This window comes from Proteinivorax tanatarense, assembly GCF_040267685.1.
Lineage (GTDB): Bacteria > Bacillota > Proteinivoracia > Proteinivoracales > Proteinivoracaceae > Proteinivorax > Proteinivorax tanatarense.
Genome location: NZ_CP158367.1, coordinates 2,309,250 through 2,321,542, shown reverse-complemented (window position 1 = coordinate 2,321,542; position 12,293 = coordinate 2,309,250). Strand labels below are relative to the sequence as shown.

General features: G+C 31.6%; 14 protein-coding genes. 11 read left to right on the top strand and 3 right to left on the bottom strand.

The window, feature by feature from the left end; translation table 11 throughout:
- Window positions 1-34 precede the first annotated feature (34 nt).
- Window positions 35-688: a 7-cyano-7-deazaguanine synthase QueC gene (gene queC / locus PRVXT_RS11425; protein ID WP_350342995.1), complete on the top strand. Its 654-nt coding sequence runs from the start codon at window positions 35-37 to the stop codon at window positions 686-688.
- A complete protein-coding gene (gene queF / locus PRVXT_RS11420; RefSeq protein WP_350342994.1) occupies window positions 689-1,195 on the top strand; it encodes a preQ(1) synthase in 507 nt (168 codons plus the stop codon).
- Window positions 1,196-1,402: 207 nt separating this feature from the next.
- Here the strand turns inward: queF and PRVXT_RS11415 are convergent, their stop codons facing one another.
- Both PRVXT_RS11415 and PRVXT_RS11410 read right to left on the bottom strand, forming a co-directional pair.
- Window positions 1,403-2,260: an IS3 family transposase gene (locus tag PRVXT_RS11415; RefSeq protein WP_350345138.1), complete on the bottom strand. Its 858-nt coding sequence runs from the start codon at window positions 2,258-2,260 to the stop codon at window positions 1,403-1,405.
- Between the two features lie 14 nt (window positions 2,261-2,274).
- Complete coding sequence (locus PRVXT_RS11410; RefSeq protein WP_350342424.1) at window positions 2,275-2,571, bottom strand: transposase; 297 nt, start codon at window positions 2,569-2,571, stop codon at window positions 2,275-2,277.
- An 804-nt stretch (window positions 2,572-3,375) separates the two neighbouring features.
- On the opposite strand from PRVXT_RS11410, the gene PRVXT_RS11405 reads away from it, so the two are divergent.
- The gene (locus PRVXT_RS11405; protein ID WP_350342993.1) at window positions 3,376-3,699 is read left to right on the top strand and encodes a nucleotidyltransferase domain-containing protein; all 324 of its coding nucleotides are present in this window, start codon (window positions 3,376-3,378) and stop codon (window positions 3,697-3,699) included.
- Complete coding sequence (locus PRVXT_RS11400; RefSeq protein ID WP_350342992.1) at window positions 3,692-4,093, top strand: HEPN domain-containing protein; 402 nt, start codon at window positions 3,692-3,694, stop codon at window positions 4,091-4,093. The genes PRVXT_RS11405 and PRVXT_RS11400 overlap by 8 nt, the downstream gene beginning before the upstream one ends.
- A 78-nt stretch (window positions 4,094-4,171) precedes the next feature.
- On the opposite strand, the gene PRVXT_RS11395 is transcribed toward PRVXT_RS11400, so the two are convergent.
- Complete coding sequence (locus PRVXT_RS11395; protein ID WP_350342991.1) at window positions 4,172-5,110, bottom strand: helix-turn-helix domain-containing protein; 939 nt, start codon at window positions 5,108-5,110, stop codon at window positions 4,172-4,174.
- Between the two features lie 493 nt (window positions 5,111-5,603).
- On the opposite strand from PRVXT_RS11395, the gene PRVXT_RS11390 reads away from it, so the two are divergent.
- From PRVXT_RS11390 to PRVXT_RS11360, 7 genes are all read left to right on the top strand, one after another.
- Entirely contained in the window at window positions 5,604-6,329 is a 726-nt protein-coding gene (locus tag PRVXT_RS11390; RefSeq protein WP_350342990.1) for an SDR family NAD(P)-dependent oxidoreductase, read from the top strand.
- A 16-nt stretch (window positions 6,330-6,345) separates the two neighbouring features.
- Window positions 6,346-7,290, top strand: coding sequence for an ABC transporter ATP-binding protein (locus PRVXT_RS11385; protein WP_350342989.1), 945 nt, complete (start codon window positions 6,346-6,348; stop codon window positions 7,288-7,290).
- On the top strand, window positions 7,287-8,102 hold the full coding sequence (locus PRVXT_RS11380) for an ABC transporter permease (protein ID WP_350342988.1): 816 nt from the start codon (window positions 7,287-7,289) through the stop codon (window positions 8,100-8,102). The genes PRVXT_RS11385 and PRVXT_RS11380 overlap by 4 nt, the downstream gene beginning before the upstream one ends.
- Before the next feature lie 608 nt (window positions 8,103-8,710).
- Window positions 8,711-9,142 (top strand): CPBP family intramembrane glutamic endopeptidase, encoded by a 432-nt coding sequence (locus tag PRVXT_RS11375; protein ID WP_350342987.1) that lies wholly within the window; start codon window positions 8,711-8,713, stop codon window positions 9,140-9,142.
- Between the two features lie 675 nt (window positions 9,143-9,817).
- Window positions 9,818-10,084 carry a PqqD family peptide modification chaperone gene (locus tag PRVXT_RS11370; RefSeq protein WP_350342986.1) on the top strand — a complete coding sequence of 89 codons (267 nt, stop codon included), beginning with the start codon at window positions 9,818-9,820 and terminating at the stop codon, window positions 10,082-10,084.
- Window positions 10,077-11,168 (top strand): radical SAM protein, encoded by a 1,092-nt coding sequence (locus PRVXT_RS11365; protein ID WP_350342985.1) that lies wholly within the window; start codon window positions 10,077-10,079, stop codon window positions 11,166-11,168. The genes PRVXT_RS11370 and PRVXT_RS11365 overlap by 8 nt, the downstream gene beginning before the upstream one ends.
- A gap of 119 nt (window positions 11,169-11,287) precedes the next feature.
- Window positions 11,288-12,226, top strand: coding sequence for a hypothetical protein (locus tag PRVXT_RS11360; RefSeq protein ID WP_350342984.1), 939 nt, complete (start codon window positions 11,288-11,290; stop codon window positions 12,224-12,226).
- Window positions 12,227-12,293: the final 67 nt, after the last annotated feature.

The window sequence follows — 12,293 nt, the reverse complement described above, 5'->3', positions numbered from 1 at the left end:
ACATACTTAAATACAGTGAAAGGGGAAATCAAAAATGGAAAAAGCAGTAGTAGTATTTAGCGGCGGACAAGACTCCACCACCTGCCTTTTTTGGGCAATGGAAAAATTTGACGAAGTAATTGCCGTATCTTTTGACTACAATCAGCGGCATAAAAAGGAGCTAGAATGTGCAGCAGAAATTGCCAAAGAACAAAACATAGAACATCACATCCTAGATATGTCCCTGTTAAATCAACTAGCTCCCAACGCACTTACAAGAGATGACATAGATGTGGAGGAAAAAGAGGGAGAGCTACCGTCCACCGCCGTAGATGGCAGAAACATGCTATTTTTAACATTTGCAGCGGTGCTGGCAAAGCAAAAAGGGGCCCGGCACATAGTAACCGGCGTTTGCCAAACAGACTTTAGCGGATACCCCGACTGTAGAGATGTATTTATCAAATCTCTAGACGTAACTCTAAATTTATCCATGGACTACCCATACGTAATTCACACGCCCCTTATGTGGATGGACAAAGCAGATGCCTGGCAGCTAGCAGACAAGCTAGGCAAGCTAGATTATGTCATAGAAAAAACCCTAACCTGCTACAACGGAATCATAGGCACAGGCTGTAAAACATGTCCAGCATGTCAGTTAAGAGCCCAAGGACTAGAAAAATACCTACAAAAAAAAGAGGAGGCAAAATAAATGGAATCTAAAAAAGGAAGAAAAGACGAAGAACTAGAAGGAGTAACCCTACTAGGAAACCAAAACAACAAATACCAGTTTGACTACACCCCAGAGGTGCTAGAAACCTTTGAAAACAAGCACACCGAAAACGACTACTTCGTAAAATTTAACTGCCCAGAGTTTACCACCCTATGCCCCAAAACAAACCAACCAGACTTTGGCACAGTATATATAAGCTACATCCCCGACAAACACATGGTGGAAAGCAAGTCGCTAAAACTATACCTATTTAGCTTCAGAAACCACGGCGACTTCCATGAAGACTCCATGAACATAATAATGAAAGACCTAATCAAACTAATGGACCCAAAATACATAGAAGTATGGGGCAAATTTACCCCAAGAGGGGGAATAAGCATAGACCCCTACTGCAACTATGGCAAAAAAGGGACAAAATTTGAAAAAATGGCGGAAGAGAGAATGATGGGGCATGATTTATACCCAGAGAAAATAGACAACCGCTAGCCCCAGACAGCTCAAAAGCACCCATCTTCGTTGTTGCTGAAACTGCCCCAACATCCTCACGTATTAGTTCATACGCTCCGGTGTTGGGGCAGTTTCGCGCCTAGAATCTGTGCACTTTTGAGCAGCCTGGCCCAGCTTGGGTCAGCACCCATCTGGTTCTATGTCAAGAAAAAGGACAAGTTAAATTTAGTAAACCTGTAATCTAATTTATATAGCATGTTTTTTTTCAAACTCATGGGGCGACTCCATTTTACAGTGACCGTGAATTCTTTTGGTATTATAAAAAGCATCTATATATTCAAAGACTAACTCATGAGCATGCATAAGGTTTTTAATAACATACCTATTAAGCCATTCCCTTTTTATTAAAGAATGGAATGATTCTATTACAGCATTATCCCAGGGATTACCTTTCCTTGAATAGCTGTGAATAAATTTTTCAGCTGGAGTTGCTTTTAAATATGCTTTTGAAACATACTGAATCCCTCTGTCACTATGAATAATAACAGGAGTATCTAAAACATTATTTCTCTTAGAATTTTCAATGGCTTTAACAACCCCAGCAGTAGATAAACTATCTGACAGATGCCAACCTACTATAGCTCTTGAATATAGGTCCATTACTGATGTTAAATATACAAATCCTGTAATTGTGGGGATATAAGTAATATCTGTTACCCACACTGTATTAGGGGCTTTGGGGTTGAAGTTTCTATCTAATACATTTTTAAGCTTAGAATCAAAATCTGGGTCTATTGTAGTTCTCGTATAAGGACTTACCCAAATTGCTTTAATACCAAGCTCTTTCATATAGTTGCCCACAGTCTTTTCTGATACTGCATGCCCTCTGGATTTTAATATAGAAGTGATCTTAGGTGCTCCATATATTTGATGTGATTCATTATATATCTCGGTAATTTCTGTGCAAAGAGATCTTTTTCTTAACTCTTGGTTTGAGGTGGTTCTCTTTTTCCAGCTATAATAACCTGATGATGAAACGCCTAGTTTTTTAAGCACACTGTTAACTGAAATTCGGCGCTTTTCCGAGGCTGCTTTTACCTCTATATAGATTGCTTCAGTTAATCTTCGTTCAGTATGCCTATGGCCTTTTTTAAGATATTAAGTGCATCCTCTTTGTCTCTTAATTCTTTTTTTAATTTAGCAATTTCTTTTTCAGCATCGGATGAATAATTTCCCGAGCCACGGTGGTTGACAACCCCTTCATTTGCTTTAGCACTATTAATCCATCCTGCAAGACCCGAGGAACTAATATTAAGATCTGATGCAGATGCTTTTATTGATTTTCCAGAGGAGTAATAATAATTGACGGCATCCTGTTTAAACTCTTCACTATATCTTTTGTTTTTTTTACTCATAATAAATCTCTCCTTATCTGACTTCTATATTATATCAGATACAGAAATTACTATGTTTAAGTTCTCCTATTTTTATTCTAGCATCAATCCCAGACCAGTCACGTATTGATTTATACGCTCCCGCCCTGGGATTACAATTGCGCCTCAAATCTGAGCACTTTTAAACAGCCTGGCCCAGTTGGGTCAAGCACCTATCTTCTTTGTTGCTGAAACTGGGCACTTTTGAGCAGTCTGGCCCATTTGGGTCAGCACCCATCTTCTTTGTTGTAGGACACACACATGCTCATATGGGAATCCAAGAATGTGAGTGTTCTACGCCTCAAATCTGAGCACTTTTAAACAACCTGGCCCATTGGTCAGCGCCCATCTTCTTTGTTGTGGAAAATACGGAAAAAATCCTAAGCGGAAAAAGCTTAGGATTTTTTTCGTAAAGACCAAGGGACAGAAGGGACTGGAATACTTGTAACACGTTCCCCAGTGGGACAAGTATTCCAGTCCCTTCTGTCCTGAGATGGAATCATGTAAAAGTAATGTCAACTACGCAAAACTTAATGTGGAAGGGGGGGCGGTACGCCCCGCCTCCACCATAATAATCAATATGAAATAAAACAAGTCCTAAGCCGAAAACAGCTTAGGACTTGTGTGTGTCTACGACCAAGGGGTACAAGGAAATAGGATACGTTTTAACAAGGGTTTTAATCTATTTATATCACTACTGAGAAAGACATTAGTCAGAAAAGAAGATAAATTAAGCATATTATGATATAATATGTTATATATGTATAAGCTTGTGGAGGTGTTAGTGTGGAGAAAAAAGTAAAGGACGAACTGGATATGCTTATAGACATTATTATAGGTATTGTTCCTGTTGAACAGATTTTTCTTTTTGGATCATATGTAACTGGTATACCACACGCTGATTCAGATCTAGATATTTTTGTTGTAATAAAAGAGGATGCTGACATCCGAGAAATAGATGCAATGAAGCTGATAAACAAAGCTATTAGAGATAAAAAAACTATGCCAGTAGATGTAATAGTAAGCAAGAAAAATATATTCAACAAACGGAAATATATCCCATCTATAGAGCGCCAAATAGCGCAGGAAGGAATGGTGGTCTATGGATAGCCTAGCGAGTGCAAAAGAATGGCAGAGGCTTGCAGAAATGGATTTAAAGAGCGCCGAATACCTACTTAAAATGCGCCCTCTTCCTATTGAGATTATCTGTTATCACTGTCAACAGTCCGCGGAAAAATATCTAAAAGGATATTTAATATTACATGGGATGAATCCACCAAAGACCCATGATTTAAGTCAATTACAGAAGTTATGTTCTAATATATCTGACAGCTTTGCTGAAATAGCAGATCAATGTTCTGACCTAACAGCTTATGGTGTACAACCTAGGTATCCAATGCAGTTAATTCTTGAGGAAAGTGATATGCAAGAGGCATTACTAAGTGCAAAAACAATCAGGAACTTTATTTTGAATATGCAACCGGAAATGATGAAAGAAGACTAATTTTATGTCAAATTAAAAAATATCCCCGAAAGGGGATATTTTTTTGCTTAATATCAGTATCTATAGCAAAACACCCATTCAATCATCAAGACAAACTGCTTCAAAATCAAATTGGGGCTTTAGAGAGTTTTTGCATTTGGATAGTATGAAGCTTTTTAATTTTTTATTGCCGCAGGCTTCGCATAGATAGATTGCTTTTTTTATAGAGCGAATATATTCATCATCTTGCAAAGAAAACTCTGCTACTCCTTTTCCATAATAAAGTATAGGCAATCCGTTAAATTGCTGGTTTTCTTTACAGTACTCGATTCCCAGTTCAGCAAATTTTACAGCTTTTTTATACTTTTCTGCTCGTTTGTAAGCCACTCCTAAGTTATGGCATATCTTCGGGTAAATACTATCGCTGTATTCTATGTAATCAAATATAAACTCCATAATTTCTATATACTTTTCCTTATCACCAAGCTTATTTAAAACAAAAGCAATATTCATTAAGATCCTAACTTCCATAGACGAGTATGCAAAATCTGTATAATTATCTAAGTTAAAATCTGAGGTAGTCAGTTTTATCGCATTTAGCAGTCTATAGTATGCTTCATTGAATTTTTTATCGAGCTTATACAATACAACTGCTTCAGTTAGCAAGATTAACTGTCTGGTTAGGAGAACATAATAATCACTTTGCATTATTTTTGATAAATACTCTAATTCTTTTAAAATTTTATTTAAATTAGCGATGTCGTTTTCATTAAGCCTTTTTTCTAACTTATTTTGTGCATCTAAAAAAAGTGGATAAGCTTCATCTCTATACTCTAGCAATAAAAGGTTTAAGTCCTTTTTATAAATAGAAGACAAAATCTCCAAAGTTTCAAACTTTGGCAGAACCTTACCGGCCTCGATTCTACGCAAAGTTTTTTCACTTACACCAGATAAATCACAAACGTCACTTTGAGAAAGCCTTAACTTTTCCCGTAAATCTCTTAAATATTGGCCAAAATAATTAAGTTTATATTGCAATTTCATCACTCCTATTTACCATACTTATAACACAATGTCAAGGGACATCAATGTCCCTTGTGAATATTCAAAAAATATTGTAATATTTGATTATAGTACTATGAGGGGGGATTAAGGTGAAAAGAATTTTACTTTTAGTTAGCTTATTATTTATGTTCATAACTACAACGATGTTTAGTTACAGTTATAATGGATGTAGTTACTTATTAAATGATGATGATGACTATGAATGGAACAGCATTGAAAATGAGATTATCTAAACAAATATCAGGTAAAAGGAGAGCTTTGCATTCCCATTTAAAATATCTAAATGGAAATTGTTTTAATAATGAAGATTTTAAAAGCAGGTTAGAGGGCTTAGAAAAATTTTTTCTTCCGTGTTAAGTAAGGTCTGATTTACGTAATTTTTAGCAATAATATAACAACAAGAATATAAAAAAACCAACGAAGTCATTCAAATATGATACTTTAAGAGTGGTGAGGAGAAAATTATATGAGAGTTGCTGTAATAACAGGTGGGTGTTCTGGTATTGGACAGAAAGTTGCTGAAAAATTTTTAGAAAATAAGTGGAAGGTTGTTGTTTTAGATAGAGAACAAAATTCTTCAAATATTATTGATAACTATACATACTTGAAAACAGAGTTGAAAGATGAGAGAGCTATAGAGAAAAGCTTTAATATCATTTCAGGTGAATTTAGTGAAATAAATGCACTTGTTAACTGTGCGGGCATAATAGAAGATGAAATATCACTGACCGACTTAAATAAAAAAAAATTTGAAGAAGTAATATCTGTGAACTTAACGGCAGTATTTCTAACTTGTAAATATTGTTTGCCATTGTTAAGGCACTCATCAGACTCTAGCATTATTAATATAGGATCTATTAGTGGCACAAAAAAAAACTCAAAATATTTAGCTTACTCAGCTTCAAAGGCAGGATTAGTTTCTTTGAGTTTTAGCTTGGCAAAACAGTTAGCAAAAAACAAGATAAGAGTTAATATAGTTTCGCCAGGAAGTGTTATAAATACAGGATTTTCAGGACGTTATTCCAAAAATAAGTTATCATTTAAAGATAAAATTCAATTGATTAAGCAATCACCCATGGCTGAAATTATAACACCAGAGTCAATTGCGGATATTGTATATTTTTTAACTTCCTATGAATCAAGACACATTACGGGTGCAAATATTATAGTAGACGCAGGGATAAGTTTATAGAGAGGAGTTTTAAAAATTGCACATTTATAGTATTAATGATGTTTGCAAGTCGTTTAATAATGGAAAAGTGGAAGCCAATAAAAATATTACATTTAGTATTAAAAGAGGAGAAATAATAGGTTTTTTAGGTCCAAATGGAGCAGGGAAGTCAACATTAGTTAAGCAAATGGTTGGTTTATTAAAACCAGATGAAGGAGATATACATTTTTATGATCAGAAAATAAATTCAAATCCAGAAGTTCTTACATATTTCTTAGGTTACATGCCTCAACGCATAGGTGCATTAGGAGACTTAACTGCTAGTGAGGCTATAAGAGTAACATGTAAGTTAAAAGGCCTAACTAATGAAGCTACAAAAGTAGAGGTTAAGACCTTAATGGATGAGTTTGATTTGAATCGTATAGATAAACGACCTTTAAACAAACTTTCAGGAGGCGAAAATAGATTAGTAGCTTTCTGTATAGCTCTAATAGCAAATCCAGAAATTTTAATACTAGATGAACCTACAGATGGATTAGACCCTGAAGTTAGAAAGATAGTATGGAACAAAATTATGACTTTAAACAGAGAAAAAAATACAACTATAGTTTTAGTAACCCACAATGTGGTTGAAGCGGAAAGGGTTTTACAAAGAGTTGGACTAATAAACAATGGCTCAATCAGGGCAATAGGGACTGTAGGAGAATTAAAGGATAAAATTTCTAATCAAATTAAGTTAGATTTAAAGTTTAATGCTATGGAAAAAACCAACCTAATAAATTTATTTAAGGACTCTTCCATCTATAAAGTTGTTCCATTGGATGAATCGCACTTTATAATATATTGTGATAAAGAATATATACAAAGCGCAATTAAAATATTAATAGAAAATATAGGTTTAGAAAAGTTTAATGATTTTAATATATCAACTCCTAATTTAGAAGATGTTTACATTCAGTTAAAGAAGGAGGGGATTAGATGAAATTAATTGATAGTTACATTAATGATGGAAAAGTTATAGTCAATAAAGATACTTCTTTAATCAACAGGGTAACTTACTGGATTCAAGGTTTTTTAAATATAGCCTTTATAAGGTGGGCAAATGTACGAAATGAATGGTATTTTCATTTGTTGATAGCACCTTTATTACCCTTAGGAGTCTTGGTTTTTATGAAGTTTTCTGGAGCAATAGATGACTTGGAAACTGCACTTTACATAACATCTGGAAATGTAGTTTTAAGCTTGGTTTTAGGACCGATGCAGTCTATATGTAATGACTTAGCATGGGGTAGACAACGTAATGATTTAGACTTTTACTCTGTTTTACCAATATCTAAGATGCAGCTAATTTTAGGTATTACTTCTATAAGCACATTATTTTCAATACCTGGAATGCTTATGGTCTTACTAGTTGGAAAGGTATGGCTTGGTTTTGAAATAGTTTTTCACCCTATAATTATAGCTGTTATAATTTTATCAGGATTAGCTATGGTAGGATTAGGAGTAATAATGGGTGTTTATGCTAGAAATGGACATCATGCAAATGTGATGAATTCTATTACAATAGTAATTGTAACTTTTCTTTCTCCAGTGTTGATACCATTAGAAAATCTCCCTAAACTTATTCAATATACATCATATCTATTCCCTACCAGTTATGCGGCAAATGCTTTTAGATCTTCTTTAAAAGGTATAGTTGATATGTCTCTTTACTTAAATATTTTGGCTTTGATAGTATTTATAGTTATAACATTCTCTTTTATTATAAAAAAAATTGACTGGAGAATAGAGTAAGTGTTGAAGTAAATATACAACATACTATTCATAGAGTTTATATAGATACACAATTTTATTTCTGAAGTTAAATTTTATAAATGACTTTTTAAAAACTATATGTATTTATTAAGGAGATATATATGGAAAATTATTATTTGAAAATTTTTTTATATACAATCGTATTAGTTCTATATGTATATTCATTTTATGCTTTATACAATGCTAAAGGTAAAAATACGTTTAAAGTTGGGCTATACATAACATGCTCTTCAATTATTATAATTATAACTCTGTTGATTTTATTTGACAAGAATATAAGTTCTTACTTTGATATTCCAGTATTATTTAGTGTTCTAACAATTATTTTCTGCATAATTTTATTTATTCCTTTGTATTATTTAAAATTTCTAAATATAACTTATTATGGATATAGATTGCAGGACACAATACGTAAATATATCGTTCTTGTAGCTGTACCCTTGATAACTATTAGATATTTTGGTAATGATCTATCCTTTTTATTTTATGAAAGTATGTCTCTAAGTAGTCTAATATTTGCACTGATTATTATATGTCTAATATTTGTAGTAATATTTTTTGCTTGGAATAAAGTAAACAGATATAATTTGCTTTTCAAAATGTTAGGTATAAGACGATATATAGAATCATTAATTATTGTCTGTTGTATTCAATTAATCCATGTAGGTATTGTTGAAGAATTTTTCTTTCGTGTATTTTTAATTGGTATTTTAATGCCACTAGGCGAGGCTGAGGCAATAATTATTAGTGCCTTATTCTTTGGTGTAGGACATATATTCTTTATTAAAAGCAACTATGGATTTAGAAGGATGAGTGTTAGATTTGGTCAATGTATTACTTATCATACATCTATTGGATTAATTCTTGGTTTAATGTGGACAAGAATTAACTCGTTTTTATTTATAGTTATAATTCATGTTCTTATTAATGGCTCTGCTTTAGTATATCCTATTGCTAAACAAAAGTTTTTTACAGATAAAAAGCTTTACCCAAAGGGTATTAATGGGCTGAAATATTAACTAATTAGTCCACCAGTATCAAATAACGACATATGCCTTTTTTCTATCACTTTATTTTTATTAAGTATAGAAAAATAACAAAAAATACTGTTTCCTGAATTCTAGTGTGTAGATTTTCAAGGCTTTCTAAAAAATTACTAGGCTTATTAAAGTGGTTCATTTATTTTTTAACTTCAGCTCACTTATAAAACCAGTGAACTTAGGATAACTTAAAATGTTTTGAACTTATAAAAGAGGTTACTACCGAATAAGCAAATGTTACTAATCTGCCTATAATATAAATATAGGAAGGGGGGAAATGTAAAATGAAGAATAAAGAATAAGAACGAACCAAGAGAGAAGTTAGTTTAACTTGTATGTTCACAACATTGATTGAAAGGAGTGTAAAAAATGAAGAATAAAGAATATGAAAAACCAGTATTAATAAGCCTAGATGATGTACTTGTGGATGGGATTTGTATAACTGGTGGTGGATCGAACCAAGAGAGATCACCGAAATAATACAAATAATTATGTATAGTAAATGAACAGTTATGTGTTTTTTAGAATAAAATACCTTAATAGCTGTATTAAGGTTAAAAAATTAAACCAGTTAACCCTTCTATTCATTTGAAAGTTTAGAAATAAGTCAATTTGATTAGAAGGGTTAAATTATAGACAAAAGGAGTGTTAGTTGTGTTAAGTAAAACTTTCTCAGTAAATAATGATATAGCTATGGCAAATGAAAATGATGTATGTGTAATAAGGAATAATAAAAAACAAGACATATTGGTAACAAATAGCATAGGGAAAAATATTTTGAATTACAAAGGTGAAAAAATTGAAACCATTATAACTAATATACATGCGGAATTTACTAATTTGAAAAGAGAAAAAATACAAGAAGATGTTTTGGAATTTATTAAACAGTGTATTGAAAAGGATGTGGGTGTAATTGAATAAATCTTTACTTAGCGAAAGTTTTTCAGTATATTGGTATTTAACGTATAAGTGCAATCTAAAATGCAAACATTGTTGGGTTGAATCATCACCAACAGTGGATTCAGAAGACAAACTATCGTTAAGTGAAGTAAAAAACGTTTTAGAGCAATTTAAAAGAGCAAATATTACTAATATTGCTTTTAGTGGTGGTGAACCTTTATTAATGAAGAATATAGTTGATATTATAAATGAAACAAATAAACATAATATACATTATGCTTTTGAAACTAATGCAATTTTAATCGATGAACAAATAATAGGAGCAGTTAATAGAAGGAAGTATAAAAATAATGAAGCAGTATTCATTATAAGTTTAGATGGCAGCACTGAAAATTATCATGATTACCTTAGAGGAAAAGGCTCTTTTAAAAAAACAGTTAATCAAATTTTTAAATTACAAAAAAACAATATTCCATATTCAATTCAGTGTGTTATAAATAAGCAGAATATACATAATGTAAAAGAAATTATTGCATTTAGTAAAAAACTAAAACCTACCAATTTGACATTTGCTTTTTTGCAACCTGTTGGTAGAGCTGTATCTAACTTAAATAACTTAGAACTAAATAAAGAAGATATAGTAGAGGTGATTAAATATATTAATAATGCTTCGTTTATCGAAGATATTGACTTTACTATCAAGGTTAAAATACAACCAGCAGTAGTTCCATCGAATATTATGACAGAATTAAAAAAATCCTCAAAAATAGAAATTGTAACGAATTGCGACTTTCCTAAAATTGGGATATTAGATAATGGAGATATTACAATTTGTTCTTTGTCTAAACATAGTATAAGATTTGGGAATATTAGAAAGGTTAATTTGAAAGAACTTATAAACAATGAATTTATCCCCATGAGAAGATCATATAATGATTTGAATCTACAAGGCATATGTGGTGAATGTATTTTTAAAATTAAATGTAAAGGTAGTTGCCGTGTTATGGCTTTCTGTGAAGATAACTGCATGAATTCAGCTCACCCTTTTTGTAGTGAGTTAGACCGGTTAAATGAGTTTCCAGATTACTATAAAGTAAATAGTTAATAATAATAAAAAAATTAAATTTTTTTAAAGCAAAAATATGATCTTAGAAATATTGGTAGCCTAATAAGATTAGAACTTAATTGTGAGTGTGTAAATTTAAATAAATGAGGTGTTAATTAATGGAATTAATAATTTATGGTAAAGGGAATAAGCAGTTAGATGAAATACTACCGTACTTGCAAAACAAGAATTTTTTAGATTATCCACAAGAAATAATAGAAAAAGCTTTAGTACAAAAAATTTTAGTAAAAAAAAATAATAAAACATTCCCAGGTGAAAAGCTAATCTATTATAATCTAGAAGAGATAGAAGGCTTGGAAGAGCATAGCGAGAATTATGTTCATATTATAAAAAAGCACATTAAAACACTTAAGGAGAAATTTAATAAGTCGTACTTATCAAATAATGGTTTTTTGTGGGATGAATTACAGCAAATGTTAATATTTGCAATGTGTTTAGATTTGAGCATTTTAACCTACCTACATAAAGAAAAAATCATAGAAGAATCTAACGGCGATTACTATATTTGGGCATTTGACGAATCTATCAAAAGAAACAACCCGTTCGGTATAAAATTGTGGCATAATGATGAATCTGAAATTGCACTAGGTGAATTATGGTATAGAAATGATAAAGAAAGTGAGTTTAACTTTAAAAATCAAGATTTAAATATATTAAAAAAAATTATTAATGGGGAGAAGGACTTTAATCAATATGAATCAAAAAAGTTAATTATATTTAAGTATAATGGCATAGTAAATAAAGAAAATGGCGAGTATAGAGTCAATATTCCAGTTTTTGACTTAAGCAACAAAGATAACTTAATAACATTTATTGAAAAAATTTCTCAGGATATAATTAATGAAGTAACCTTACCCTTATTGGAGAAATTACAAGACAAAACTTCTATTTATAAACATGGAATTGTAAGGCTTTTAATGGAAATGACTGCAGATATTTTAATAGAAAACAAAATTATATATCCATTCACATATATCAATAAAATTCATCAGAAAAATTGGATTTTTACGAATTTGAACAAAAATATAGTTCTATAATTTAAGAGACTAAGAGTTGATGTACATAAAACATGTGTATTATTCGATAAAATAAACCCAGAAAAGA

Bases quoted from the DNA above. Each gene is read 5' to 3' on its own strand.
- queC (WP_350342995.1), top strand. From the start codon at position 35: ATGGAAAAAGCAGTAGTAGTATTTAGCGGCGGACAAGACTCCACCACC.
- queF (WP_350342994.1), top strand. From the start codon at position 689: ATGGAATCTAAAAAAGGAAGAAAAGACGAAGAACTAGAAGGAGTAACC.
- PRVXT_RS11410 (WP_350342424.1), bottom strand. From the start codon at position 2,571: ATGAGTAAAAAAAACAAAAGATATAGTGAAGAGTTTAAACAGGATGCC.
- PRVXT_RS11400 (WP_350342992.1), top strand. From the start codon at position 3,692: ATGGATAGCCTAGCGAGTGCAAAAGAATGGCAGAGGCTTGCAGAAATG.
- PRVXT_RS11390 (WP_350342990.1), top strand. From the start codon at position 5,604: ATGAGAGTTGCTGTAATAACAGGTGGGTGTTCTGGTATTGGACAGAAA.
- PRVXT_RS11380 (WP_350342988.1), top strand. From the start codon at position 7,287: ATGAAATTAATTGATAGTTACATTAATGATGGAAAAGTTATAGTCAAT.
- PRVXT_RS11360 (WP_350342984.1), top strand. From the start codon at position 11,288: ATGGAATTAATAATTTATGGTAAAGGGAATAAGCAGTTAGATGAAATA.